The 24953-nt window shown below is 40.8% G+C and carries 21 protein-coding genes; 15 read left to right on the top strand and 6 right to left on the bottom strand.

The window, feature by feature from the left end; all coding sequences use genetic code 11:
- Window positions 1-204: 204 nt before the first annotated feature.
- From ABJK37_RS02160 to ABJK37_RS02170, 3 genes are read left to right on the top strand one after another with little or no spacing between them, the layout of a single operon-like run.
- Window positions 205-600: a hypothetical protein gene (locus ABJK37_RS02160; RefSeq protein ID WP_348349638.1), complete on the top strand. Its 396-nt coding sequence runs from the start codon at window positions 205-207 to the stop codon at window positions 598-600.
- 26 nt (window positions 601-626) lie between these two features.
- On the top strand, window positions 627-1244 hold the full coding sequence (locus ABJK37_RS02165) for a DUF1780 domain-containing protein (RefSeq protein ID WP_348349640.1): 618 nt from the start codon (window positions 627-629) through the stop codon (window positions 1242-1244).
- 47 nt (window positions 1245-1291) lie between these two features.
- Window positions 1292-1654: a hypothetical protein gene (locus ABJK37_RS02170; protein ID WP_348349642.1), complete on the top strand. Its 363-nt coding sequence runs from the start codon at window positions 1292-1294 to the stop codon at window positions 1652-1654.
- A gap of 29 nt (window positions 1655-1683) precedes the next feature.
- Here the strand turns inward: ABJK37_RS02170 and ABJK37_RS02175 are convergent, their stop codons facing one another.
- Together ABJK37_RS02175 and ABJK37_RS02180 are read right to left on the bottom strand one after the other, a co-directional pair.
- Window positions 1684-3603 (bottom strand): EAL domain-containing protein, encoded by a 1920-nt coding sequence (locus ABJK37_RS02175; protein ID WP_348349644.1) that lies wholly within the window; start codon window positions 3601-3603, stop codon window positions 1684-1686.
- A 299-nt stretch (window positions 3604-3902) separates the two neighbouring features.
- Window positions 3903-4724: a DUF4437 domain-containing protein gene (locus ABJK37_RS02180; RefSeq protein ID WP_348349646.1), complete on the bottom strand. Its 822-nt coding sequence runs from the start codon at window positions 4722-4724 to the stop codon at window positions 3903-3905.
- 149 nt (window positions 4725-4873) lie between these two features.
- Between ABJK37_RS02180 and ABJK37_RS02185 the strand changes: the two genes are divergently transcribed.
- On the top strand, window positions 4874-5833 hold the full coding sequence (locus ABJK37_RS02185; protein ID WP_348349648.1) for a LysR family transcriptional regulator: 960 nt from the start codon (window positions 4874-4876) through the stop codon (window positions 5831-5833).
- A gap of 83 nt (window positions 5834-5916) precedes the next feature.
- Here ABJK37_RS02185 and ABJK37_RS02190 read toward each other — a convergent pair whose 3' ends face one another.
- Entirely contained in the window at window positions 5917-7536 is a 1620-nt protein-coding gene (locus tag ABJK37_RS02190) for an L-lactate permease (RefSeq protein ID WP_348349650.1), read from the bottom strand.
- 289 nt (window positions 7537-7825) lie between these two features.
- On the opposite strand from ABJK37_RS02190, the gene ABJK37_RS02195 reads away from it, so the two are divergent.
- Window positions 7826-8602, top strand: a complete 777-nt coding sequence (locus ABJK37_RS02195; RefSeq protein WP_348349652.1) for an HNH endonuclease family protein — start codon at window positions 7826-7828, stop codon at window positions 8600-8602.
- Window positions 8603-8841: 239 nt separating this feature from the next.
- Complete coding sequence (locus tag ABJK37_RS02200; RefSeq protein ID WP_348349952.1) at window positions 8842-9525, top strand: haloacid dehalogenase type II; 684 nt, start codon at window positions 8842-8844, stop codon at window positions 9523-9525.
- A gap of 38 nt (window positions 9526-9563) precedes the next feature.
- Here the strand turns inward: ABJK37_RS02200 and ABJK37_RS02205 are convergent, their stop codons facing one another.
- Window positions 9564-10445 (bottom strand): alpha/beta hydrolase, encoded by an 882-nt coding sequence (locus ABJK37_RS02205; protein WP_348349654.1) that lies wholly within the window; start codon window positions 10443-10445, stop codon window positions 9564-9566.
- A 202-nt stretch (window positions 10446-10647) separates the two neighbouring features.
- On the opposite strand from ABJK37_RS02205, the gene ABJK37_RS02210 reads away from it, so the two are divergent.
- The 7 genes from ABJK37_RS02210 to ABJK37_RS02240 all read left to right on the top strand — a co-directional run bounded on the left by ABJK37_RS02210 (window position 10648) and on the right by ABJK37_RS02240 (window position 18600).
- Window positions 10648-11091 (top strand): MarR family winged helix-turn-helix transcriptional regulator, encoded by a 444-nt coding sequence (locus tag ABJK37_RS02210; protein WP_348349656.1) that lies wholly within the window; start codon window positions 10648-10650, stop codon window positions 11089-11091.
- Window positions 11092-11116: 25 nt separating this feature from the next.
- A complete protein-coding gene (locus ABJK37_RS02215) occupies window positions 11117-11878 on the top strand; it encodes an enoyl-CoA hydratase-related protein (RefSeq protein ID WP_348349658.1) in 762 nt (253 codons plus the stop codon).
- A gap of 208 nt (window positions 11879-12086) precedes the next feature.
- Entirely contained in the window at window positions 12087-12926 is an 840-nt protein-coding gene (locus ABJK37_RS02220; protein WP_348349660.1) for a MipA/OmpV family protein, read from the top strand.
- 10 nt (window positions 12927-12936) lie between these two features.
- Complete coding sequence (locus tag ABJK37_RS02225; RefSeq protein WP_348349662.1) at window positions 12937-13365, top strand: DUF3019 domain-containing protein; 429 nt, start codon at window positions 12937-12939, stop codon at window positions 13363-13365.
- On the top strand, window positions 13365-14108 hold the full coding sequence (locus ABJK37_RS02230; protein WP_348349664.1) for a response regulator: 744 nt from the start codon (window positions 13365-13367) through the stop codon (window positions 14106-14108). The genes ABJK37_RS02225 and ABJK37_RS02230 overlap by 1 nt, the downstream gene beginning before the upstream one ends.
- A 4-nt stretch (window positions 14109-14112) precedes the next feature.
- Window positions 14113-15414, top strand: a complete 1302-nt coding sequence (locus tag ABJK37_RS02235) for an ATP-binding protein (RefSeq protein WP_348349666.1) — start codon at window positions 14113-14115, stop codon at window positions 15412-15414.
- 819 nt (window positions 15415-16233) lie between these two features.
- Entirely contained in the window at window positions 16234-18600 is a 2367-nt protein-coding gene (locus ABJK37_RS02240; RefSeq protein WP_348349668.1) for a TonB-dependent receptor, read from the top strand.
- Window positions 18601-19075: 475 nt separating this feature from the next.
- On the opposite strand, the gene ABJK37_RS02245 is transcribed toward ABJK37_RS02240, so the two are convergent.
- Window positions 19076-21181, bottom strand: coding sequence for a TonB-dependent receptor (locus tag ABJK37_RS02245; protein WP_348349670.1), 2106 nt, complete (start codon window positions 21179-21181; stop codon window positions 19076-19078).
- 237 nt (window positions 21182-21418) lie between these two features.
- Between ABJK37_RS02245 and ABJK37_RS02250 the strand changes: the two genes are divergently transcribed.
- A complete protein-coding gene (locus tag ABJK37_RS02250) occupies window positions 21419-22123 on the top strand; it encodes an AraC family transcriptional regulator (protein ID WP_348349672.1) in 705 nt (234 codons plus the stop codon).
- A gap of 101 nt (window positions 22124-22224) precedes the next feature.
- The gene (locus tag ABJK37_RS02255; RefSeq protein ID WP_348349674.1) at window positions 22225-23148 is read left to right on the top strand and encodes an EamA family transporter; all 924 of its coding nucleotides are present in this window, start codon (window positions 22225-22227) and stop codon (window positions 23146-23148) included.
- Here the strand turns inward: ABJK37_RS02255 and ABJK37_RS02260 are convergent, their stop codons facing one another.
- Entirely contained in the window at window positions 23149-24837 is a 1689-nt protein-coding gene (locus tag ABJK37_RS02260) for a pseudouridine synthase (RefSeq protein WP_348349675.1), read from the bottom strand.
- Between the last annotated feature and the right edge of the window lie 116 nt (window positions 24838-24953).

Raw genomic sequence — 24953 nt, forward strand, 5'->3', positions numbered from 1 at the left:
GGAAACATAAAGGAAATATCTCATGGATGTAGTATCAGCGGTTTTTGCAACTTATTTGGATGTTGTTTCAAACTCTGTTCATGAAAGAATGTCAGATCGAATGAATACTGAAGTACAAGCTAAAGCGAATTAACGAGACAGTCATGTTAATTCGTGGTCAAAACCAACTTTTTCACCAGCCCCGTTATACGAATAAGGAAGTCTGTGTCAAAAATCAAGGGTGATAATCCCCAACAAAGAAAAAAATCGTTAGCCATCTTAGTTTGCGAACATCTAAACACCTTAAACTTCAATGCTAGAGTCATCGAAAACAGAACTAACTCTGCTGGACATAGAGATCTTGTCGTAATTGAAAGCGATTTAGGTTTAGTTCATATCACGGCGTTATCAGGTTCAAATCCTAATGAATTAATCCCTTATCAAGGTGGAGACAAAAAGTGGGTAGAAGAGAAATCTTTTATAGCTGTAGGTTGGAATGTGAAAGGAGGAAGAACCTTTATCTTCTTCGTGCCTTCTGAGCACTTTCAAGAACGCAATGACCTATCAAAAAGTAATATTAAGCCTCTATGTAATAAAGAGTTAACAGCTATCATAATGTAAATTAAAATTCGCATAGGAGTCTGTAAATGAATGATAATGAAATTTTGCAACACCTAAAGGATGAAGCGCGTGAAGACCTTGATTTTTACTCGAATCTTGGAAAAGAAAAAAGAGAACGTTGGGTAGTATCTGAGTTCCTCCGCGTTATTAAACACCCATTTAAAGAAACTGAGATCAAGTCGCTAGAACAAAGTAGTAAAGTTGATGTGAGATTTGTTGATGCTAATTTTCAAATTAAAGAAATAACCAATCCCAACACTTTACGTGGAAAGCGAGTAAAAGATACGTATAACTCAATTAAATCAATTCAGAGTCTTAACGATCTTCAACTTCCTTCGATTGTTGAAGATGTTCCTGCAGTGGCTAAAATATATGACTTGATTGTTACTCAAACTGAAACTTTATCCGACATTGGAAAATACGAAAAATCTAAGAAAGAGCTTGATCTTATTTTCTATATAACAAGAACTAGAGCATCTCTAATAGAGGAAGAAGAAATTAACACTAGTGATTTTTCCGGATTAGGTTGGCGTTCGGTTATTTGTCTAAATGGAAGGCAAGCAGTTGTGTTATATGCATCGGAAGAAGCACCCAGATATATTCAGGCGTGCTCTGGTCGAGTTATCGATATTGATAACCATTAAGCGTAACAAGACAGCTATGTAAATTATTATAAAAAGGAGCTTCCAAGATGAATGAAACAACAACTCATGAAAGATTTATAAGGAACTTTCGTAAAAATCTAGGTCAGTACCAACCAATAACAGAAGGACGGGGCTGGGCTAAAATTGGTCCAGAAACATTATACAATCTATTAAATTCTACAAGTGGAGTTGCAAGGCGAGGCGCCAAACAACTAATAAATCAAATGGCACGAGACTTATGGACAATTAAATCTACAGCGAAAGAGGGAGGCTATGATCCAAACGCTCCATTGCATATTACTGTTAAAGTTCCAATGAATGGAAATAAACCAAGTTATCATTTGAATTGCCGTGAAATAAAAGGTAGAGGGCTATTTATTTATGAAATAACGCAAAAAAGACTCAATTAAAAATTAACTGGACAGTCATGTTTATTCGTTTAGTTAAACTTTTTAAATATATCGAACTCACTGGGAGGGACGGGTTTTTGAAACAAGTATCCTTGTCCATATTGGCATTTGAGATTATTTAGAAAATCGTAACAATCTTGGGTTTCAATCCCTTCCGCGATAACTTCCATATTTAATTCATGGCCCATAGCAATAATAGTTGAGGCGATAGTGTTGTTGGCGGGCATAAAACTCTTATCTATTTTTAATACGTCAAAAGGTAAGTTTTTTAAGTAACTTAAACAGGAGTAGCCCGTTCCAAAATCGTCTAGTAGCAGTTTAGTACCTAACTTAGCTAACTCGTGCAAAGTACTTACGCAGCGTTCGTCTTCGGTTACCGCAAAATTTTCGGTGATTTCAATATGAATGCTCGTTGGCAGTAACGACAGTTTTGTTAAAATCTCAGCAAGACGTGTCGTAAATAATGGAGCTTTTAATTGATGGGAAGACACGTTTATGGCCATAACATGATTAACAGCCCCTGCATCATGCCATTCTTTACATTGCTGACATGCTCGTTCTAATACCCAATAACCAATTTCAATGATTTGTCCCGAATGTTCCGCTATAGGGATAAACTCATCTGGACCAATTACTTCATCATTTGCATTGGTCCAACGTATCAAGGCTTCGCTGCCCACTGTTTGACCTGTGGATAGTTTAACTATAGGTTGATAAACCAAACTAAATTCATTGTTTTCAATGGCGTGATGTAGCTGTTTGGCAATACTCAACTTACGGTTTTGTATACTTGCAGAGACTTGGTCGTATGGCTGAAATTGATTTTTACCCGCGTTCTTAGCCTGATACATGGCAGTATCTGCGTGGCTCAACAAAGAAGTTGTGTTATTGCCATTTTCTGGGTAGCAGGCAATGCCAATACTAGCAGTAATGAGTATTTCAGAATCGGTTATGTGGATAGGTTTTTTAATAGTTTCGATAATTCTATTAGCGACAGAATCGATAGTCTCTACTGAGTCAAAACAATCTGTGATGGCGACAAATTCGTCACCACCAAAACGTACCACCAAGTCGTTTTCGCGCATTGCAAGTGAAATACGATTGGCCATTTTAACTAGTAACTTATCACCCACAGAATGACCAAGGGTATCGTTAATATCTTTGAACTGATCTAGATCTATAAACATTACCGCAAAAGATGAGTGTTCTCGTGAGGCTTTTGCAATGGCTTGGTTAATATAATTTTCAAGTATATTTCGGTTCGGTAAACCGGTTAACGTATCTAAAAAGGCTAGCTTTCTATTTCGCTCCTCACTTTCTGCGAGGGCTTTCATTGCCTCTTCTCGTTTAGTCAGTACTCGTGAGACTGAAATAGATATAAATAGAGTGACTAAAAGTACAATAGCCGAGCATAAAATGATCAGCCAAACGGTTGCCTTGGCAATAAAATCATTGGTTTTTTCTACTGGGTATTCAAATTCAGTAGAGTTGCTCTCAAAATCTGCCAGTGCTGACACTAATTGATTTTGCAAAGCCTGTATATCGACTTCACCTTTTTGATAACGCTCCAACATAGCGAGTGCTAGATCTGCACTTTGGATGTCATTTTCACAAATGCTAATAATTGCCTCGGTACCAATCAGCTTCATTAGGATTCTATCAGTGTTATCAATAGTGGCTAAACAGGTATCTGGCTGATTGCGCACATTGATCAATGCTAGTCTAATTTGTTCAAGGTCTACCGTCTCTTTAAGAGAAACAAGCTCTGCGCGTTTGGAAATTAAAGCATTCAATTCGCTAGTATATTTGAAATGACGCATGTTGAGTTGGTGCAATTGACTGCCGTGAATAAGAGTGAAAAAGCTCCACAAGATAATTAAACTGAAGACTAAGAACATAATAGTTAAAAATGGTAACGCTTTTTTAACCCTATTATTTTTTGTTTTCATCAATCCATGAGCCTGTGTAGCAATTTTATGTAAAGTAGAGTGGGTACTTTAAATTATAAAAATCTAAGATTTGAGTGGTACTTCATGAGCTTGCTATAAAGAGTTTATAGCACAACAGGGGAATTAGTGTATTAAACTAAAGTAGTATTGATAGACGTTTTAGGGAAAACATTGTCACTGCAAAATGAAGATGAGTTCCAATCGATACCAAAAAATTTATCAGAGACAATGTGTACCCTTGATGGTTATGACCTGTATTCAGCCTTTAGCAATATTATTACTAAAGGCTGAAGTCACTTTTATTTCACACGGTATTTGTTATTGGTGCGAATGTAGATGGTCGCGGCTGTATCGCCTTTGTTTTTAAGCGAATGACTGAACTTGCCCGTTGATTCTAGGTAACTACCTGGGCTTAGGTTTTGTGGTGTTTTTTGTTCTTTTGAGAGGTACTCCACCGCGCCAGTAATTACTACTGCACGGAACTCACTTGCTGCTGTGCTAATTTCGCCATCAAAGCCTGCTGGTAATCTAATCATAGTTCCGTTCATGTCGGCGGTGCTTCCCCACAAATAACTAGTTAGTGCACCTGCCGCTTGAATATCATTTAGATCACTGTCGTTTAGCCAAACTATATTATCTCGGTGCAGGTTTAGTGGGCGCTCACCATTATCAAACTTCTCTGTTGAGGGTTTAACTAGATAGGGACCTGAATCAATTTCAAGATAAATTAAGTTAGTCGCAGTGTTAGCCGCTGTGGTGTGATCTTCACCTGCAGGTTGAGTCCAAAACGAGCCCGCTGGCATCCACATTTTTTCTGCGTTGGGATCGTCGTTATGCATTTGTCCTTCAATCACTATGCCGCGGTAGGTAATGTTGTGAATATGTGGTGGCGACTCGAAGCCTTTTTTGAAACGTACTAACATGCCTGTGGCAGAATCAGTGGTACGATCCCCCCAGAGATCAGCTGCTCCAGGGCTTTTTTCACCGCGAAGTGGGTTGAGGTAGCCCCATTCAATATTATTTGCTACCACGACTTTCGAAGCCGTTTTATCTGCAAAAACTACAGGGGATAGAAGTGTAACCACTAAGGCTAAGGTCGGTATGTTCAATAGTGTTCTCATTTGTTCGTCTCCATTGATTGAGTATGACAGTATCCTAAGGCCTAAGATTTATTCGATAAATGGGCAAATCATTAATACACTTTCGCGAAAACGTGGATAATAGTTTTAGCTGAAATTCACTATTATTGCGCGATATACACGAGGCCTAAATGAAAATTGCTGATTTACAAGTATTGCTCAAGGTTGCTGAGCTATTATCTATTACCGCCGCTGCTAATAAATTAGATATGAGCTCATCCGCTGCCAGCGTCTCTTTGAAGCGTGTTGAACAAGAGCTAGGAGCTCAATTATTTGTGCGCACCACCAGGCAACTGCGTCTTACTCCTGAAGGCGAACGCTACCTGCCGCTATGTCAACAAGCGTTGAATTTATTGCAACAAGGTCAAGTATTAATAAACGAAGAACAGCAATCCATTACTGGCGAAGTACGCATGGCGGTATCTTCTGAGATGGGCAGAAATTTAATGCGTGTTTTACTTAATAAAGTTATGAGTAACTACAGCGAAGTGACATTGCGCCTTCATGCTAGTGATAGCCGAGCCGACTTTTATCGTGACGGGATAGATGTAGCATTACGTGCGATCACCAAAGAAGCTGTAAAAGACTTAAATTTATACGGGTTTAAAATTTGCAATATTCCCCATGTGTTATGTGCTGCGCCCCATTATATTGCTAAACACGGCGAACCTCTGACCCCTAATGACCTCCCTCAGCATAATGCGCTGCTTTATAAACTATATGAAGTGGTGCACGACGCTTGGGAGCTGTATAACCAGCACCAAAAATTCAAAATTAAAATGAACAGTAACCGAGCGGTTAATGATGGCGATATTGTCAGACGTTGGTGTGTTGATGGAGTGGGCATTGCTAAAAAATCAGCCATTGATGTGGCCCAAGACTTACTATCTGGAAAGCTAAAAAGATTAATGCCAGAGTACAAAATCCCCTTGACTGAAATGTGGTTAGTACTGCCAAGCCGCCAGTTAATTTCCCCTGCCATACGCTTGATACGAGATGAACTTAAACAAACCATTAACGAGTTGAGAGAACAATTAATTACCCAGAAGCTGTTAGAAGAAGACGAATGGCCGGCCACAGAAGTTGAGTAACGACTAAACGTCTCCACGGAGCAACTATCAAAAATAATGGCGGCAAAGGGTGATTGCTTGCCTACTCGCGACAATATTCGTATTTAAAAAACGCCAAGCCATATAGTGGCGACCACACCCACTAACAAACAATATGCGATCATTGGCAGTAAAGTGAGTCTTATCACTGCACCTTCTTTACCGTTTAGTCCCACAACGGAACAAGCGGCAACAACATTGACGACACAAATCATATTACCGGCGTTAGAGCCCAACATTTGCAGCGCTAATATAAGGTGCTCGGCGATACCTAACTTTTGTGCAGTTGCCTGTTGTAAATCCGCAAACATCATATTGGAAAAAGTCGCAGAGCCAGATATAAATGCGCCTAGGGCACCCACAAAAGAAGCAGCCATAGGCCATGCTTGCCCAAATATATCAGCCATAGTCGCGGCAAGCTCTTTGGGCATGCTGCCAAGTGTGGCCCCCTCCACATTAGAATTTATGAATATTCTAACTAAGGGTACTGCTGTCGCTAAGGTCAGAGCGGTAGGTATGATTGTTTTTGCTGAAATTGTAAGTGAGGACAGTACTTGTTTAGAAGACATGTTATGCAAAAAGAAGGTGATAATACTAACAATCACAAATATAACCCCAGGCAAATACAATGGGCTAAAAGAAGCGGAAATGTTGGTCCCCCAAATATGCAAAAATTCAATCTTTGGCGCTTCAAGAAATGACTTAAAAGGTAGAGAGTTGAGTCTGGTTAGCACTAAAAACATTGCCACCAGCACATAAGGCAGCCATGCCAAATAAAGGGATATGGGTGCGTTATTGTTGGCCATTTTACTCTGGGGTTTTGTTACTGAAGCTTGCTGTTGATCTTGGGGAAATCGCCACACATTTTTTGGCACTAGAAAATTCATCTTTACCGCACTGATTACCACAATCAGGCCGACCAGAGCACCAATAATAGAAGGAAACTCTGGGCCAAGTAGGTTGGCCACCAGCCAAGCGGGAAATAAAAAAGCAAATCCAGAAAACAATGCAAATGGCCACAATGTAAGGCCTTCTTTAAAGCTGTCATTTTGGCCCCAAAAACGAGTCAAAATACTCACTAACATTACAGGGATCAAAACCCCTACAAACATATCAATACTAATGGCAGAAGTAGAAATTTGCTGTAATTGCCCAGCGCTTACGCTATCTAAGCCACTGCCGATACCCACTAACACTGGCGTTCCCACTGCCCCAAATGAGACTGAAGACGAATCTGCAATTAACGCTAACGCCACAGCGGCTAGTGGGTTAAAACCCAAAGCAACTAACAAAGGAGCACAAATAGCAGCAGGGGTACCAAAACCAGAAGCGCCCTCTAAAAAGCTTCCAAATAACCAAGCAATAATAATCAGTTGGATGCGGCGATCAGGAGTAATACCTATGAAACCCTCACGTATCACTGCTATCGCTCCACTTTGCCTCAATGTGTTGAGTAAAAAAATGGCGCCAAACACTATGATTAAGATAGATGTGGTAATAATCCAGCCTTCAAACACAGAGGCTGATATTTGCACCAAAGGCACCTGCCAAAAAAAGAACGTCATCAGCGCACTAATCACTAAACTTATCGCCATTGCTTTCATAGCAGGCCAATGCAGAAGAACTAAAAATAATAGTACAGAAACGACCGGCATTAGAGCCGTAAGTGTTTGTAACAAAGTCATCTGAAATCCAAACTCAAAAAGTACTCGTTTAGTAGTCCACTTGGGCACTTACTTTGGGTGCGTAGTCTTCGGTTGCGTAGCCTTAGTTTTGGTTACTGTTACTTACCAACACTAAACTTGCAAGGGACTTTAGGGTGTCGTACTAAAAAGTAGTTAGTGTAGGAGTCTGCAGTGGTTTTATATGAAAAATAGCAAACACGGTAACGAAGAATTTTAATTCCACAATTACCTTTTATTTCTTTGTATCCGTGGCAAACTATAGCGGCGTATTGTTTTATCTAAGTTGTAAATGAAAGCTGTAACATTTTTTAGAGTTGTACCCTATTCGTTGTTTCTTGTGTTCGCTATGTGTATTGATGCACGAGCGACGAGCTCTTCTTTCGAGCCTAAAGTTAAACTTTCTTCCTCTGGCATATGCCATGACCAAACTAGCGCTTCGTTTAACCGAACCAAAAAATATCAAGCCTTCGATACAATAACCGACTGCCTTAATCAAGGTGGCCGATTACCTAAGGCAAAAACTAATCAAATAGATAAAGCGACCGATGAAGCAATAGAACAAGGTCGCGCCTTTGTTACCCTATACGACAGAGGTGACTGGCCTCACTGGTTGGACAGTGACAAAGATTGTCAAAATACCCGTCATGAAATGTTACTTCAAACCTCGACTAAAACCGTTTCCTTTAAGTCGAACAAACAATGTAATGTGCTTACCGGTGAATGGTACGACCCGTATTCTAGCGAAAAATTTACTCAATCTACCGATTTAGACCTTGACCATATTGTGCCTTTAAAATTTGCTCATGGGCACGGCGCCAGCAACTGGAGTCGCGAACAAAAAGCACTATTTGCTAATGATAGTGAAAATTTAATTCTGGCTCAGGCTTCTTTAAATCGGCAAAAGGGTGCAAAGGGACTTAGCGAATGGTTACCACCCAATCATCACTATAGATGTGAATACATCGCTCAATTTAATAAGGTAATGACTAAGTATAACTTAACCTATGCTCCTTCTGAGCAACGTATTGTTAAGCGACTAGTCAAAGCTTGTAACCGAACGGTATAATAAAAACAGCAAGCAATTGCAATAAATCGTGGGGATCGCGGTCTGTTACTAAGCCGCAGTAAATTACGGTGCACCGCTTTAATTTTCGGCGACTTTAATTTTTGGCAATTAACAATCTAGTATTTAAACCCAATAAGTGACTTACACTTACTACCATTGAGATAACCATGCAATTTACCCATACCCATCGCGCTAAAATATTAATTGGTCTTTTGGTTTTATTAAGTGGCCTTAGCTTTATGACGCAAGCCGCCCCCAAACCTAAAGTGATCATATTCGACGTCAATGAAACCTTACTTGATTTAGAGACGATGCGCAGTTCCATCGGAGCAGCGCTAGATGGAAGATCAGAACTCACCACTTTGTGGTTTTCTACTATGTTGCATCATTCTTTAGTGACAACTGTTACTGGCGATTATCATGATTTTGGTAAAATTGGTGTGGCAGCGCTTTTGATGGTTGCAAAAAATAACGGCATAGCTATCACGCCAGAACAAGCCCTTACCGCAATTAAAACCCCTTTGTTATCATTGCCGCCACATCCAGACGTAAAAGTAGGTTTATCTAAGTTACAATCCTTAGGTTATAAAATAGTCAGCTTAACCAACTCATCTAATCAAGGTGTAAAAACTCAGTTCGCCAATGCGGGTTTAACTGAATACTTTGAGGAAAGATTGAGCATTGAAGACATTAAGATATACAAACCTGATTTACGCTCTTATACATGGGCGATAGAGAAACTTGGCATTAAACCACATGAAGCTTTAATGGTAGCGGCTCACGGTTGGGATGTCGCTGGAGCAAAAGCTGCGGGCTTGCAAACCGCTTTTATAGCGCGACCAGGAAAAGCCTTATATCCCCTTGCGCCTAAGCCAGATTATGTAGTGAAAGATCTCAATGAATTGGTGGCAATTTTAAAGTAAAAACTCTGTAGCTCACCCTACCCTAGTGGCTAGGGTGGCTATAGTGAGTTACTCAATACTGGACTGATAACCTGTTCCCACAAGCTTTGGCAATGTGCTTTATGCCAGCCGATATGCCCAATACGTTTCAGGCCTACGTTTTGCGGCTCTATGACATGACGAGTAACATCAGCGCCACTAAATTGTTCATGTAACATATCGATGTTTTTTAGAGACATCATATCGTCATCACTAAAAGCGATAGCTGTAATAGGTAAATTCACGCTAGCAAATCTTTCTTGCAACCACTGCCCTTCCCCTTCGACCGCATAGCCGTCTTTCAAACACCAACGACGCCATTGCATCATCACACCTTTAGGTAAATTGCACAGAACGTTTAACCTATCGCCGGGAAAGTATCCCAACAACGGCACAGTCACCGGCACCAACACGTACCACAAAAACCAAGAAACACGTTTAGTACTAGGAGAGTTATGCCACCAAGTACCAGTACCCACTGCTACATTGATGGCCCGAGAGATTTGTTTTGTATCGGGCATCATCCCTAACATATGGCCCCCAACACTATGACCAATCCAAATACATTCTAGGTTACCAAACTGCTGTTCAACCGCCTCGAGTACTGCTGGGCAGTCATTATTTGCCCAACTGAGCACGTCACTTTTACAGTGTTTTACATGCCCATCAATAGATAACCCAATGCCATCATAATCAAATGTCACTGCATGATAGCCCTGAGTGGTTAGCCAAATGGCAAAGTCGCGATATAAACGCTGCGCGACACCTGTTGCTGCAGCAATAATGCATATCCCTTTAACGGCCTCAGTTTGGCTGTGAAACAAGGTAAGTGCTACGCTGTGCCCTGCCTTAGTAGGTAACTTTTGGAGTTGCCCGGCGACCGTATTTTTAGTTGTATTCATCGCACACCTCTTACTATTAGGTTTTTATGCCAACTGTTTGTTTGCTTTGGATCATAAAACCACTATTTATTTCGCAAGTAAATTACTTTTACTTCAATGTCGAAATAAAAGTAATATAGATGCTACTTCTCGGTAGGTTTCAATCTTGCCAAACAATTATTTATTTCGTATATTAAATAAATAATTTCTAAAGAATATCGTAATGAAAAAACAGCTAAAAGTGTTTCATTTATTGCAGCTAGCACACGGCGCTTTGTTTAAAGCTGCCGATCGTAAACTCAAACGTGACATGCAAATTAGTACGACACAATTAGCAGTGCTCTTTTCCCTTGCTAAATGTGACAACGCTCCAATTACAGCCATTGCTGATCAGCTCAACATGAGCTACTCAAGCATGTCTGGGGTGGTGGATAGGATGGCAGCTATTGAGTTACTCAAGCGTGAAAAAGATCCCAAAGATGCCCGGGTGCAAAACGTTATTTTATTACCCAAAGGCAAGGTAATAGCGCAACAGTCCAATCACAAGGTAAGAACAATCAACCGCGCCTTATTGCAAGAGTTCAGTCTTGCTGAACAAGAAACCATAGTGCGGTTTTTAGCACATATAGCCAAAAATGCTGAACACATTGTCAATACCGATAACTAGTCTTCGTCAGAAACAGGAAAACATGATGTCAACCAATCTTATTGTAGAAATCAAACACCGCGTAATGCGCCTCACCATTAATCGACCTGAACTTAAAAACGCTTTAGATCGCAGCTTATATGGTGCTTTGGCGGATGCCCTAGAAGCAAGCCAATCTGATCCACAAATCCGAGCGGTGTTACTGACCGCAACAGGAGACATATTTACCGCAGGCAACGATTTAGCTGATTTTGTTAACCCTATCGAAGAAACAGGTACGCCTAATGTTATCCGCTTTTTAAAAGCAATTTCAGAATGTGAAACACCCATCATTGTGGCAGTAAACGGCCCCGCTATTGGCATCGGACTCACCATGTTGTTACATTGCGACATGGTTTACGCCTCTACGAGCGCCAGTTTTCGTGCGCCTTTCACCCATGTCGGAGTCGTCCCTGAAGCAGCCTCTAGCCTGTTGTTGCCTCTAGCGGTTGGCAACGCTTGGGCCAACGACCTAATGATTGCAGGACGCACTTTAAACGCTGAAGAAGCCCTAAGTGCGGGTTTAATATCTCGCGTATTTGAAGATGAAAACCTACTAGCAGAAAGTCTCAAAATTGCCGAGCAAGTCGCTGGGTTAGCGCCGAATTCTGTCAAACAGTCTAAGCAGTTGATCCGCGGAATCAATAAAGAACAAGTAAAAGCACAAATGCAAAAGGAAGGTGAAATTTTCGCTGAACAATTGGCTTCAGCTGAATTTAAGGAATCAGTGGCTGCCTTTTACGAAAAACGTGCTCCTAAATTTGACTAGAACAGAGTATGTAGTCGCAATTATAGCCACTATGATTAATTGCGTTTACTTAACACTAAACAAGCCAATACAGTGCAATCACATATAGAAAATCCTAAGAATGACACCGAGCGCCTAATCAAAAGATACAATTAGATACAAATATTCGTTCCGTTTTAAGGTCAAATACTAGTTACTATTGCCTGTACGCTGAAATGGAAGGAATATTTTGTATAAACTTTTAGGCTATTGGTTTGCCTTGGTAACCCTAACAGTAATTTTGGGATTCACCCCTGGTGCCGTCACTGCACAAACTTCCAATGAAGATGACAGTAGCAACGGCGGTTTTATGGAAGCAAGCTTTGCAATTGCTGCCTTCGATAGCCGATTTGTAGACGCCCCTCACCACTTTGGCAACGTTTTAAATCTCAGGTTCAATTATCAATGGAACGGTTTTTTTATTGAAGACAAAGGGCTGAAAGGCCTAGGGCTGCCGGGAATAGGTTATAATTTTTATTCCGACCCTGCTTGGTCGTTTGATATGTATATCAGTGAAGTACATACATCAATTCGGGTCGACGATTCAGATACAATCAACAATGAACAAAATGGTCTCATTGGAATTAACCCAAGGAAATCAGATAACCGTTTTGGATTGCGGGCTACTCACTATATCAACGAAACCAGCGCCCTTAGACTATTAATTGCACCTATTTCTGATCTTGAACACCACGATACACACCTAGCTTTGTGGTACGGAAAAACCTGGCAATACTTCAATGCTAACTTGTATACCACCTTCAGCGCTCAATATGATAATAGTAAAACACTGAATTATTATTACGGCGTTTCAGACTCTGAGGCCAGTGATAAGTTTCCGGTCTACACAGCGGGTAGCGGTATTACCCTTGGCGCAGAATTCGGTATCAGTTACCCCTTAGCGACTGATTGGGTGCTTGAAAGTTCGATACAATTCACCCGGCTACCTAGTAGTGCCCACAACAGCCCAATTGTTGATCCTAAAATTGAATCAATTGCGCAAATTTCTATCGTCTATGTATTGTTCTAAGGGCAATCACATGACTTGGGTTAGCAGCACTTTTTGTAACATATGCAAAGGTATCAGCCTAGCTTGTTTACTAGGCTTAAATCATCATGTGTGGGCAGATTCCTCATTGCAAACAACCGAAACGAATAAATTACAGATTCAACCCAATACTTGTGTTTCTTTACATATTAACCAAGCTTGTTTTGTGAATCTAAAAATGAGCTGGCGCACGGCTAAACCTAACAACTATTGTTTGTATTCGTCCGCTCAAGATTCTCCCCTAAAATGTTGGGTTGCAAGTAACCAAGGAGTATTTACACAGCAATTTAGCACAGACAACACCCTGCATTTTTATTTAAAATTAGAGAAAAGCAGTGTTGTTATCGCGGCATCTGCATTAGAGGTATCCTGGGTGTATAAAAAGCAACAAAAATCTCGATTGTCATGGCGTTTATTCTAATGAATGAAAAAGAAACACAAATATTGTTAGTTGAAGATGACGTGTCGTTATCTGATTGGATACGCGATTATCTAAGTAATAAAGGGTTTATTGTGACCCAATGTATGCGTGGTGATGAAGCGGTTTTAGCCATCCCACAATTACAGCCCGCGGTGGTAATTTTGGACGGTATGTTGCCTGGTTTAGATGGTTTCGAAGTGTGTAAACAGGTTCGGCAGAAGTACTCTGGCGTTATTATTATGCTCACTGCCAGAGACGAGGAAATTGACGAAGTGCTTGGATTAGAACTGGGTGCCGACGACTACATCACTAAACCGGTGCGCGCACGAGCTCTGCTGACACGAATCAATAAGGCCATTGCAATGCGAACCAATATCGCTACTCAATTGCAAAAGACTCCTTCGCTACCAACAATTGAACCTTCCCAAGAACCAACCAAGTTAACATTTAAAAGTTTGCAGGTAGATAAACTGTCTCGTAGCGTAAGCTTAAATGACCAATTGATTAAGGTGTCTTCAAAGGAGTTTGATGTATTGTGGATCTTGGCGTTAAGTGCCGGTACGGTAATCTCTAGAGATAGCTTAATTAGCCAATTGCGTGGTATCGAATATGACGGATTTGATCGCTCTATTGATTTGCGAATTTCCAAGTTAAGGAAAAAATTAGGCGATGAATCTCGCGATCCTTTAAAAATAAAAACAATCTGGGGTAAGGGTTACTTGTTTGCACCTGATGCTTGGTAGTTCAATGCGCTTATTAACGCTGTCTTTAATAGCAGCCGTTCTGGCAGCCACTATCGGTTTAGGGAGACTATTGGACAATTTATTTTATTATGTTGTGCCCAATTCTTCGAGTGTCAATAACGATACAGTGCTTGTATTGGAGCAAGTTGGCAAAGATCTAGCAGCAACACTAAACGCCATAGAACGACCTCAAGACGTGGTGGCAAGTTGGCCGCAACAGGGGCAATATCAATTGAGTATAATGCCGCTAACTCAAATTCAACTACCAAAACCTCTAGTGCAACAAGTAAAATCCGGCGAACCTCTTTTGTTAACAAACAATAATGAGGTGAGCTTGTATTTTTATTTAGAAAAACAACAATCCTTGTTATTACTTAAACCCACTTTTGCGATTAACCCACCTGAACCTAGCAACTTAAAATTATTGCTTACCCTGTTGTTTTATGGGGCTTTGGTATTGTTGATTTGGATTTGGACTTACCCACTGGTTTCACGCTTAATCAATTTACGTCATTACGCTCAGTTATTTGGGAAGGGTCAGTTAGATAAGCGCATTAAAGTCGGTAGTGTGTCCTACGTCAAAGACTTAGAGCAAGAGTTTAACCATATGGCGCAACGTATCCAAAATTTAGTGAGTGATGTGAAATTGCTCAGTAGTGCCGTGTCTCATGACCTACGAACACCTTTAGCGCGAATGCGTTTTGGAATTGACACTATTGCTGAAGAAACCAACCTAGAACAACGGCAACTCTATCTAAAACGTTTAGGTAGTGACGTAGATGAAATGACCTGTTTAGTAGAAATACTGCTGGATTATGCCCGATTAGAACAAGCAATGGTTAAAATTGATAAACAACAAGTTAACGTCAATCTGATTGTACAACAATGCATAGACACTAAGAACCAAGCTAAGAATTCAACCGAGCAAAAAATCACTCTGCAACCTAGTAGTGAATCGTTTTGGGTAGTTGGCGACCCAAAATATTTGCAGATTGTAGTCAACAACTTGCTGCAGAACGCATTGCAATATGGTGATACCCAAGTTTTAGTGAACATACACCAAAGTGAACAACATATTTGCTTGAGCATTGCCGATGACGGTTGTGGTTTTGCTGGAGATGAAAAGGACTTAATTAAGCCCTTTGTACGAGGCAAACATGCCGTTGATAAACCCCAAGGATACGGTATGGGATTAGCAATAGTACAGCGCATCATTGAGTGGCATAACGGTGAGATACTAATGACACAAAGCCAAACACTCAAAGGCGCAGAGGTAATAGTGAAGTTACCCATTCAAACTGACTGAAGCCTATGCACTGGTTCAAACTAGTTCTCAGCCTAAATTGTAGTAGCTTACATCTAATACTTTGAGTCAATAGGTTTTGATCTATCTTGATAGGCGACAATGAGCGAATTGCAGACATATTCGAAATTGACTGATAGTCTGGATTAAGGTCGATTTTCGACCCAAAGTCGACCAAATAACTTAACGGGTTGAACGGTAAACTTTGTGACAAATCATACGTTTCAGCAAACCTCAACCCCGCAGGCTTCATTACGAATAATTTAACTTTGTTCTGACCCTGATAGTTTGCTGATAGTTTCTTGTGACACCGATAGTTTCTAGAATGGGTGTTTTCTTTATTTTTCTTTATTTTTACTCTTTATTCTCTTTACAAATGGATCAGAATTCAATTGATCAAGTGGACCAGTTTTACATTCTTGTTAACAACTGAGACATGACAGACCATCCGTGGTTGTTTGAATACCTTAAGGTATAGAACAAAGCGGCGTTTTCGCTACTTTTTAAGAATGGGTGTCTTCTTTAGTCTTTTTATTCTTTATAAACAATCACTTAGGATATTCAACGTAAAGCAACGTAGCGCCTAAATCACACCAAAATATTTGATCACATTTACCGCATTTATGTACTTGACTTGCTGAATCAGCTGCGACATGATAATTAACATATGTGAGCATTATTGATCGCAGGTGTAAATTTTGTGTAAATTACAGAAAAATCACTCTTTGATGATGTTTAAAGCATAAGTCTGACGCACAAACTAACCGTAAGCTCGCGTTGGCAATATCAATAAAAAAAATATATAAGACCAAGGAGAAAATAATGAACTCGAAAACTAAAGTATGTGCTGCTGTAGTTGGCATATTATCCGCAGGCATTGGTCACACTGGACTGGCGCAAGAAAGCGTAAGCAGCAACTACACGCTTGAACAGATAGTGGTTACTGCGACTAAGCGTGAAACCACCCTAAACGACACAGCCATTAGTTTGGCAGCCATTAGTTCTGAAGATATTGATCGTAAGAATATCGAAGACATGGACGATTACTTGCGCACCGTGCCAGGTGTGAACTACGTGGATTTAGGATCCGGCGTAAATGGTACTGTCGTTCGGGGTTTGTCAGCCAGTGTGCAAACAGAAGTTGGCGGCAGAGCTGCTGTGTATACCTACCTTGGTGATGTGCCTTTAACGGGCACTGGTTGGCAAGGAAGCACTCCTGATTTGAAAATGGTGGATCTAGATAGGGTAGAAGTGCTTCGCGGCCCACAAGGTACTCTGTTTGGGGCTGGTAGTTTTGCCGGTGCCGTACGTAACATTGTACGCGCACCTCAACTCGATATTTTTGAGGGAAGTGTCAAAGCTTCACTGTCTTCGACTAGTGGTCCGGGCTCGACCAATAATAGACTTGAAGCGGTTCTTAATGTGCCGTTGGTTGACGACGTTCTAGCTCTGCGTGCAGTGACTTATCGACACGATGATAGCGGCTTTATTGATAATGTTGCGGGCAATGTTCGCGAGCAAAATGGTTTTGTAACATCATCTGCAAGATTCGATGATTTTTCAGGTCTTGGCGGTGGTGAGTTATATGTAAACCAGTCGGATGTGGGTCGCGTTGAAACTTCCGGTGCTCGTATTTCCTTGCTGTGGGAACCGACTGAAGAACTGTCTGTAAATTTGATGTATATATATCAAGAAGGCGAACAAATAGGTAAGCCAAATATAGAATTACTAAACGAAAATTTAAGTAACAGTAATTACGCTCAAACTTCTATATCTATTGGTCTCAGTGATATCCCTGAGGTTCGGGGCAATGATGTTGGTCATCAAAACGAAGTAAATCTCACTAATCTGATTGTTGAATATGATTTAGGTTGGGCGAGCTTGTTGTCATCCACCGCATGGATCGATGCAAACAGCGAAGATTGGTATGATCTAACCGGTGCCAATGGATTACCTGCGGCAGGCTTTCGACCAGATGACTCAAAGCGATTTGTAGAAGAATTACGCCTAACATCGCAACTAGACGGACCTTTCCAATATTTGGTGGGGGCGTATTACGAGGAGTCTGAAAGTTCCTCCGACTATACTTTATGGCTACTAGGGCAAACTTTAATCGGTGTTGTAGGGAATACACAGCCTAGATATTTTACTCAAAATAAGGACAACACCATTGATCAGTTTGCGCTGTTTGGCGAGTTATCTTACGAGATTAATGATCAATTCGAATTGACCTTAGGTGCCCGAAACTTTGACTACACCACATCCAGATATGAAGATGAAATCATCTTTGAGTCTGGTGTTGTCAATGTAGATTTTCCATATAAAGAAACATCAGAACGCGACACGGTATTTAAGGCCAACTTATCTTATATGCCCACTGATGACACCTTGCTTTACGCCCAATGGTCTGAAGGCTTCCGTTTAGGTGGTGCCAACCTTGCTAACCCAGAAGAGCGCGTTCCACAAATTGTAACCTGTGACCAAAATAACGATGGTATTCTAGACGGCACTAGTGCCGCCTATCAGCCTGGTTTTGATTCTGATCGTACCGAAAACTTTGAGCTAGGTGCAAAACTGACATTGCTGGATCAAAGGCTACAAATTAACGCATCGGTTTTTCAAATTGACTGGCTAGACCTGCCTGTTGACGTTGCTGGTCAATGCGAAAGCTTGGATGTTGCCGGTGCCATATCAAACTTAACGATATCCTTAAATGGCGGCGAAGCGAGTTCACAAGGTTTTGAACTTGAAACTATATATCAACTAAACGAAGCCTTAAGACTTAATTTAGGTGTGTCATATACAGAAGCGGAGTTCAGTCAAGACGTGCCAGAAGCGGGCGCTTTTAGCGGTGATCGTCTAGCTGGGTCGCCGAAGCTAAGCTATAACCTTGGCCTTCAGTATGATTCAGAAATTTCTGGTTATCCGTTTTATGCCAGTGCAAACTACTCTTATATTGGTGAGTTTTATGCGGATATCGCTGAACGTGGTCAAGAAGTGGGTGACTATGGTGAGCTACGCATGAGTATGGGATTAACTGTAAATGACTTACATATTGAGTTGTTTGCCAATAATTTAACTAATGAAGACGCCTTAGTGCACATGGATTTCTTTTCAGCTGATGCACGTGGCTATCGTTTACGCCCAAGAACGATTGGCGTAAACCTACGCTACGAATTCTACAATTAGTTAATACACTCACTTAAGACTGGTTAAGCAAGGCGGTCCTGATGCCTTAAGACGTCAAGAAACATCTGACATAAGGCATAAAAACTGTGTAGATAAAGCCATCGGAGATGCAGTCATAAAGTTCTCCGTTGAACATCCCCACCTTGGTCAACAGAAAGTGGCAATCAAGCTGACTGAAGCTCTCGGCATTGATATTAGCGCTGGAGGTGTGCGTAGCACGTGGCTAAGAAACAATATGAATACCACTGCACTGAGAGTTGAAAGGTCGCAAGCGTTGCAAGAATCAGCATAAAACAAAGCCAGTCTAACAACTGGCTGATATGCTGTTTACGACAAAGTCGCTCGGTAGTTAGACCGACATAATCCCTGGTAATCACACTAATTCACCTAAATTGAGCCTAAATTAAATAGCAAGCTCATTACTGAGCTTGCCCATATTCATGACTGTTAAAGCTCTTCTGCTGAAACAGTATTTTTAGAACGTCACACTTAAACCAATTGAAGGGCGTAACGAAAAGTTGTCGCTCTCTTCGACTATTATTAAATCATCTGTCGAATTGATTTTGGCGTAATCTAGATCGATATAACTGGTATTTTCTTGACCATAAATATTCATAACCTCAAATACCCAAGTCGCATCAAGCCCCCACAGACTGCTCTTATATTCCGCTCGAACGTCTAGACGATGAGCAAGATCAAACCGTTCTGAATATGCCTGCCCGTAAATGGGCAGAAAGTACCCTTCGGCTCTGGGGTTTTCCCGTACACCAATGATGGGAGTGTAAGGCTGACCACTACGTGCGGTGAAGTTAAAACCCAGATTCCATTTTTCACTGAGTTGATAATTTAGCACCATATTAACCACTAAAGGCGTGTCGGCGTAATATTCAAAGCTCTGTTGTTCACGTAGGTTAGTGCGCTCACTTTTTGAATAACTGAGTGATAGCCAACCATACCATTTGTCCACAAGGTTTTTATTGATCAATAAATCGACCCCATAGGCCTCCCCTTCTACATCATTGGAATACAATAAGTCAGCATCGACCTCTGTCTCGTTTAAGGCTAAGGGCAAGTCTTCCATTTTTTTATAGTAGGTTTCTACTGACCAACTCCACTCATTCGCAAGGTGTTGCTCAAAACCTAAGGTAGTATGGGTTGCAGTTTGCGACTTAAGGTCGGGATTACCTAAAGTCGGCAAAATATAATCGATATCTTGTAGACGATTATACTTGCCGTATTTTGCGGTTATCGTACTGTTATCATTGATAAAATAACTCAAGCTAAATCGCGGTAAAACGAAGCTTTCTTCACTGTAGTTATTATGTTGCCACTGCACACCTAACTCAGCTTGCCAGTTTTGACTGAACGCCCATACGTCAGTAATACCTACAAATTGGTTACTGGTATCGACTTCGTTTATATCGTTAACACGCTCGCCGAGATCGCCATCACAATCTGGATCAATTTCGGTACAAACCTGTTGAAAAATATCATATGCATAGGTTTCAGTAACATCATAATAGGCCGCATCAACAATCAAATGATGCGATTGAGCGAATTGGTAGTTAAGGCGACTTTTATAGGATATTTGTTTTTTTTCACTGTCGATGAACAAACCTATTGGGTTGGCGTCACTCTTACCTAATTCGAGGCGTTCGCTGTCATTTAAAAACCCGATACCACTTTTTACGTGTAAATTTTTAGAATAGTGATCCCAAATAATACTTTGGCTATTAAACTTTTGAGTAAACTCAGCGTCGCCTTGATAATCTGGGATTTTTAACGCTATGTCAGCGCGTTCGTTAAGATTGATTGCAACGCTATCTTCGGCTCCTGTGGCAGACACAGACAAAACATTGTTATCATCGATATCCCACACCCATTTACCTTGATAATCATTATCGTCTGGTTCGTCGTTGATGGTCAGGCCACTGAGTTCACCGTCATCATCTTCTAACTCTTCACCTGTTTCAAAAAATAGTGGCAACATACTTTTTCGGGCAGAAAAATAAAAAGCGCTGTTTTCACTTACTTGCCCTTCAACAAAAATTCCAGAATTAAATAGACTAAAATCAATAGTGGTTTGAATATCTTGATGTTTAGGATTACGCAAACTCACATCAAAAACAGCACCAGTAGCTGCACTATAACTAGTGCCATAACCCGCCGAATATAATTGAAAATCCTGAACTAAATGACGGTTAAAAATAGATTGTCCAAAATCATGGAAAATATAACCGGCTGGCATGAAATCAATCTCAAATAAATTGTCTTCAGGAGATGACCCCCTGACCGCAGGAGATCCCATCGCACCACCAGCTGCCACTACGCCTGGCAAAGCAAACACGGCTTGTAATGGGTCGCCATTGGTACCGGGCATAGCAATTAATTTCGCGGTGTTTTCGGTTATTTCAGACATTACACTGCTACGTTTATGGATCACTTCGATGCGGTCTGTTTTTACTTTGTCGGTTTTGAGATTACCTGATTGACCGGCCGCATCCTCCTGACAATAGGAATAATGCGGAAATAAGCTGCATAACAACAATGCAATAGGCGTGAGTACAAGTTGGGTTTTCATTCTAGTCCTTTAATGTGAGTAAATTGAATGTAAGAAGGAATGCGACAAGAATAGGGAAGAATTTAAAAGTGAACTGTTAGAAATATAAGAAACTTTGTATCGACTTGTAGCCTTTTGCTCAATCAATGTAAAAATCGCCGCAATTGCGATAATTTCAACATTGATACATCTTCAACAAGTTTATTTATATGCAATGGTGTACTCTAGGTTATCAGTTATATATTTCTCGTGTTGCTCATGCAAAGCCTCTCTATTCGCTCTTACAGCCGCCAGCGCAATGGACATTTCCATAGTTACCATCAATTGGTATTGCCATTACGTGGCACCATAAATATAGAGTTAGTCAGTTATTCGGGAAAAGTCGCGCCCGGAGAATGCGTCATTATCAAACAAGGTGAGATGCATCACTTTACTGCAAATAAAGAGGCTAAGTTTGTAGTGGCCGACATGGTGGATTTACCCGAAAACCTCTTAAATTCTCAGCACATAGTTTTTGCCATTACCCTGCCACTCATGAGTTATTTGAACTTTGTGGAAAAACAGCTCGAAAATCAGGTCAATCCAAAACTTGAACAGTCGATGTTAACTACCTTCATTATTTTATTGGAGCAGCAGAGTCTTTTTAAACAGCTTGATCACCGCATCCGATTGGTGATTGAATATATCCTCGAGAATCTCGCCGCCCCGCTTTCAATTGAATCCTTAGCGAAGGTCGCCTGTTTAAGCCAAACCCAGTTTAAGAAAGTCTTTACCCAACAGCTAGGTTTAAGTGTCTCCAAACACATCACAAAAGAGCGCATGGAAAAAGCTAAAGCCCTTTTGATGCATACCGATTACCCTATCCAGATTATTGCTGAACAAGTGGGATATACAGATTTATCTGCTTTTAGTCGCCGCTTTTCGCAGTACTACGGGATCTCACCTCGAGAGTTTTCACAATAAAAACGCCTAAATAGCCAATATAAGCGTCTGAACAGCAAAGTACATCACCCATACGCATTGTACAATTTGTTGTAGTTTTCAAACTAAGTTCGGAGTGTTTTGTGTCTGACCACAAACAAGAGTTAAGAGGAAGCGCCGCAATTATTTTAGCCTGTTTATTGTGGGGCACAACAGGTACAGCGGCGAGTTTTACACCTAATGTCAGCCCATTGGCTAGCGGTGCATTTGCTATGGGAATAGGCGGAATTTTACTAGTAATAAGTGCATTTAGACATCTTAAAATAGACAAAGAAAAACTACTATCAAATTATAAGTTATTAATAGTAGGCGGATTATCGGTAGCGATTTACCCCCTAGCATTTTACAGCGCTATGCGATTATCTGGAGTCGCCATAGGCACGGTAATATCACTTGCCAGCGCGCCATTTTTCACTGTGTTATTGGAGTGTCTAATTAGCAAAAAATCCATAGCGGCTAAGTGGATTATCAGTTTTGCCATAGGGGCAGCCGGTATAGTACTTTTATCAATGGGAAAAGTAGATGATAGCATCCAGAATTCTTCTCCATTTAACCATTATTTTGGCATGATACTTGGACTAGTCGCGGGCTTAAGTTACGCCTTATATTCTTGGGCTGCAAAGTGTTTAATCAGTCAGCAAGTACATTCTAAATCGGCCATGTCGGCTATATTTGGGTTGGCAGCTTGCCTATTGCTACCTTCTCTATTATTCACCGGTGACAATTTATTTGCCACCACTACCAATACAACGGTTGCTTTGTATATGGCGATTATCCCTATGTATTTGGGTTATATTTTATTTGGTTACGGACTTAACTATGTTGAGGCAAGCCAGGCCACTTTGTTAACTATGCTGGAGCCCGCTCTTGCAACGGTCTTGGCTGTAGCGGTGGTAGGAGAAAAATTCACTGCGATTGGCTGGATTGGCATTGTATTGATCTTACTGTGTTTATTTATTCAAATGACAAATAAACCAGCAGTACCAATTACTTCAGCGGTTACCTAATCAAAATTCAGCGTCCACTGTAAAACTCATGGCAACCTTGCTAACTGGATGAACAATTTCTAGAGTTTGCGCATGTAAATGCAGGCGCTTGCCGCGTACCCCATATAGATCATCACCTAAAATGGGCATGTTTAAGCCCTCCTTGTGAGCACAATGCACCCGCAATTGATGAGTCCGACCAGTGTGCGGGGTTAGCAGTATTCTAGTTTGATTGTTATTCGGGTAGTGTTCGAGTACTTGCCACTGAGTATGGGCAGGTTTTCCATCTTGATAGCACACAATTTGTTTGGGTCGGTCGTAAAAGTCGCCTGTTAACGGCAACCTAATCTCGCCGTGATCCTGTTGTGGTATACCTTCTATTATAGCGACGTATTTTTTGTGGACTTGTCGCTGGATAAATTGTTTCTGCAGATATTTATTGGCTTGAGGATGAAGTGCCAGAACCATTAAACCAGAGGTAGACATATCAAGCCTATGGACTATTAACGCTCCGGTTGCTTGAGGAAATTGCTCTTTAATACGCTGGTAAACTGAATCAGAGATTTCTTTGCCGGGTACAGACAAAAATTCGGTGGGTTTGTTAACGATTAGTATGTCGGCGTCTTGGTACACCAGATCTAAATTTTTATCTTCACCATAGTTAAATATTAGTGGGTTTTCGTCTAAGGTCGTGCCCGCCAACATGTGTTTTAAAATGGGTTGGCACTTTCCTGTGCAAGCTGGGTAATACTGCTGATGTTTTTTCACTTCAGATTTTGGAGAGGCTCCCCACCAAAATTCGGCCATAGCGAGAGGGGTTAATTGATGTGAAAAAGCATAGTGTAAGAGTTTAGGTGCTGCACACTCCCCTGCTCCAGCAGGTGGAGTTTTCATGGCCGTTTCTTCAAAAATATCCAGTAAACTTTTCGACTGTTGTGCTTGATTTAAAAATTGATAATGACTAAATATTTTATTCTGTAACTCAGCTGAAAGCTTTTTTCGTTGCAACTTTAACTCACTTATTTGCGTCGTGAATTGTTCTATTTTGAGTTGCAGTTTCTGGGCTAGTTGTTGGGAATGTTCGTTTAGTTCTTTTAGGCGCCACTTATCAAACACACTTTGCTGTGCTAAAGCCTGTAGGCCTGAATCTGCAATTTGGTTATCTGATTCTCTTTGCAGCAACTGTCTTTGCTTTTTGCGTTTTTTGCGGTTTTCGATTAACTCAATTTTAAGTTCGTCGATCTTTTGTTGCTGCTGTGTTTCTAATAGCTGTAAATCTCGTTGCAAGCATGCCAGTTGCGGCGTGTTTGCTAGAGTGTCTATTTGTTCATTGAGCTCGTTAATTGTTATCTTTTCATTCAAAAAGAAACTATCACTCGCCAATAAATCGAAAACCGGTGGCACAAATCCTTGGATATGATTTTGCTCAGCTAATTTGCCTGAAAAAGCCGCGATAAAGCCCAGCTCGCCTTGCTGGTTTCTAACCAACAACACCCCGAACATTTTCCCAATTATGTTTTTAGGATCATCAGACAAACCAAAGTTGTGTTGCCATTGCGTTTGAGTCATTAGATGCTGTTGTAATTGGTTTGCTGCCAAGACACATAAGGGGTGTGGCTGATAATAAAAAGGGAACGTAAAACGTTTGGGTAAATCGTATTGTTCGATAGGTACGGTGAATTTTGTAAAACACCGCTCTTCAATTTGCATAACACTTGGCTCTTAACTACGAGGAGATAAACTGATACTTGTTTTCACTAACACTGTGTTTTTTAGCTTGGGCTATTTTGACTTAAACCAGTGTTTTTTACTGAGGCTTCAAGCTC

The sequence above is a fragment of the Paraglaciecola sp. genome (assembly GCF_039964565.1).
In the GTDB taxonomy this organism is placed as follows: Bacteria; Pseudomonadota; Gammaproteobacteria; order Enterobacterales; family Alteromonadaceae; genus Paraglaciecola.

Coding starts and splice junctions, on each gene's coding strand:
- ABJK37_RS02210 (WP_348349656.1), top strand. CDS start 10,648: ATGAAAAAACAGCTAAAAGTGTTTCATTTATTGCAGCTAGCACACGGC.
- ABJK37_RS02200 (WP_348349952.1), top strand. CDS start 8,842: ATGACGCAAGCCGCCCCCAAACCTAAAGTGATCATATTCGACGTCAAT.
- ABJK37_RS02225 (WP_348349662.1), top strand. CDS start 12,937: ATGACTTGGGTTAGCAGCACTTTTTGTAACATATGCAAAGGTATCAGC.
- ABJK37_RS02185 (WP_348349648.1), top strand. CDS start 4,874: ATGAAAATTGCTGATTTACAAGTATTGCTCAAGGTTGCTGAGCTATTA.
- ABJK37_RS02260 (WP_348349675.1), bottom strand. CDS start 24,837: ATGCAAATTGAAGAGCGGTGTTTTACAAAATTCACCGTACCTATCGAA.
- ABJK37_RS02195 (WP_348349652.1), top strand. CDS start 7,826: ATGAAAGCTGTAACATTTTTTAGAGTTGTACCCTATTCGTTGTTTCTT.
- ABJK37_RS02165 (WP_348349640.1), top strand. CDS start 627: ATGAATGATAATGAAATTTTGCAACACCTAAAGGATGAAGCGCGTGAA.
- ABJK37_RS02205 (WP_348349654.1), bottom strand. CDS start 10,445: ATGAATACAACTAAAAATACGGTCGCCGGGCAACTCCAAAAGTTACCT.
- ABJK37_RS02250 (WP_348349672.1), top strand. CDS start 21,419: ATGCAAAGCCTCTCTATTCGCTCTTACAGCCGCCAGCGCAATGGACAT.
- ABJK37_RS02180 (WP_348349646.1), bottom strand. CDS start 4,724: ATGAGAACACTATTGAACATACCGACCTTAGCCTTAGTGGTTACACTT.
- ABJK37_RS02170 (WP_348349642.1), top strand. CDS start 1,292: ATGAATGAAACAACAACTCATGAAAGATTTATAAGGAACTTTCGTAAA.
- ABJK37_RS02245 (WP_348349670.1), bottom strand. CDS start 21,181: ATGAAAACCCAACTTGTACTCACGCCTATTGCATTGTTGTTATGCAGC.
- ABJK37_RS02215 (WP_348349658.1), top strand. CDS start 11,117: ATGTCAACCAATCTTATTGTAGAAATCAAACACCGCGTAATGCGCCTC.
- ABJK37_RS02230 (WP_348349664.1), top strand. CDS start 13,365: ATGAATGAAAAAGAAACACAAATATTGTTAGTTGAAGATGACGTGTCG.
- ABJK37_RS02190 (WP_348349650.1), bottom strand. CDS start 7,536: ATGACTTTGTTACAAACACTTACGGCTCTAATGCCGGTCGTTTCTGTA.
- ABJK37_RS02240 (WP_348349668.1), top strand. CDS start 16,234: ATGAACTCGAAAACTAAAGTATGTGCTGCTGTAGTTGGCATATTATCC.
- ABJK37_RS02175 (WP_348349644.1), bottom strand. CDS start 3,603: ATGAAAACAAAAAATAATAGGGTTAAAAAAGCGTTACCATTTTTAACT.
- ABJK37_RS02235 (WP_348349666.1), top strand. CDS start 14,113: ATGCGCTTATTAACGCTGTCTTTAATAGCAGCCGTTCTGGCAGCCACT.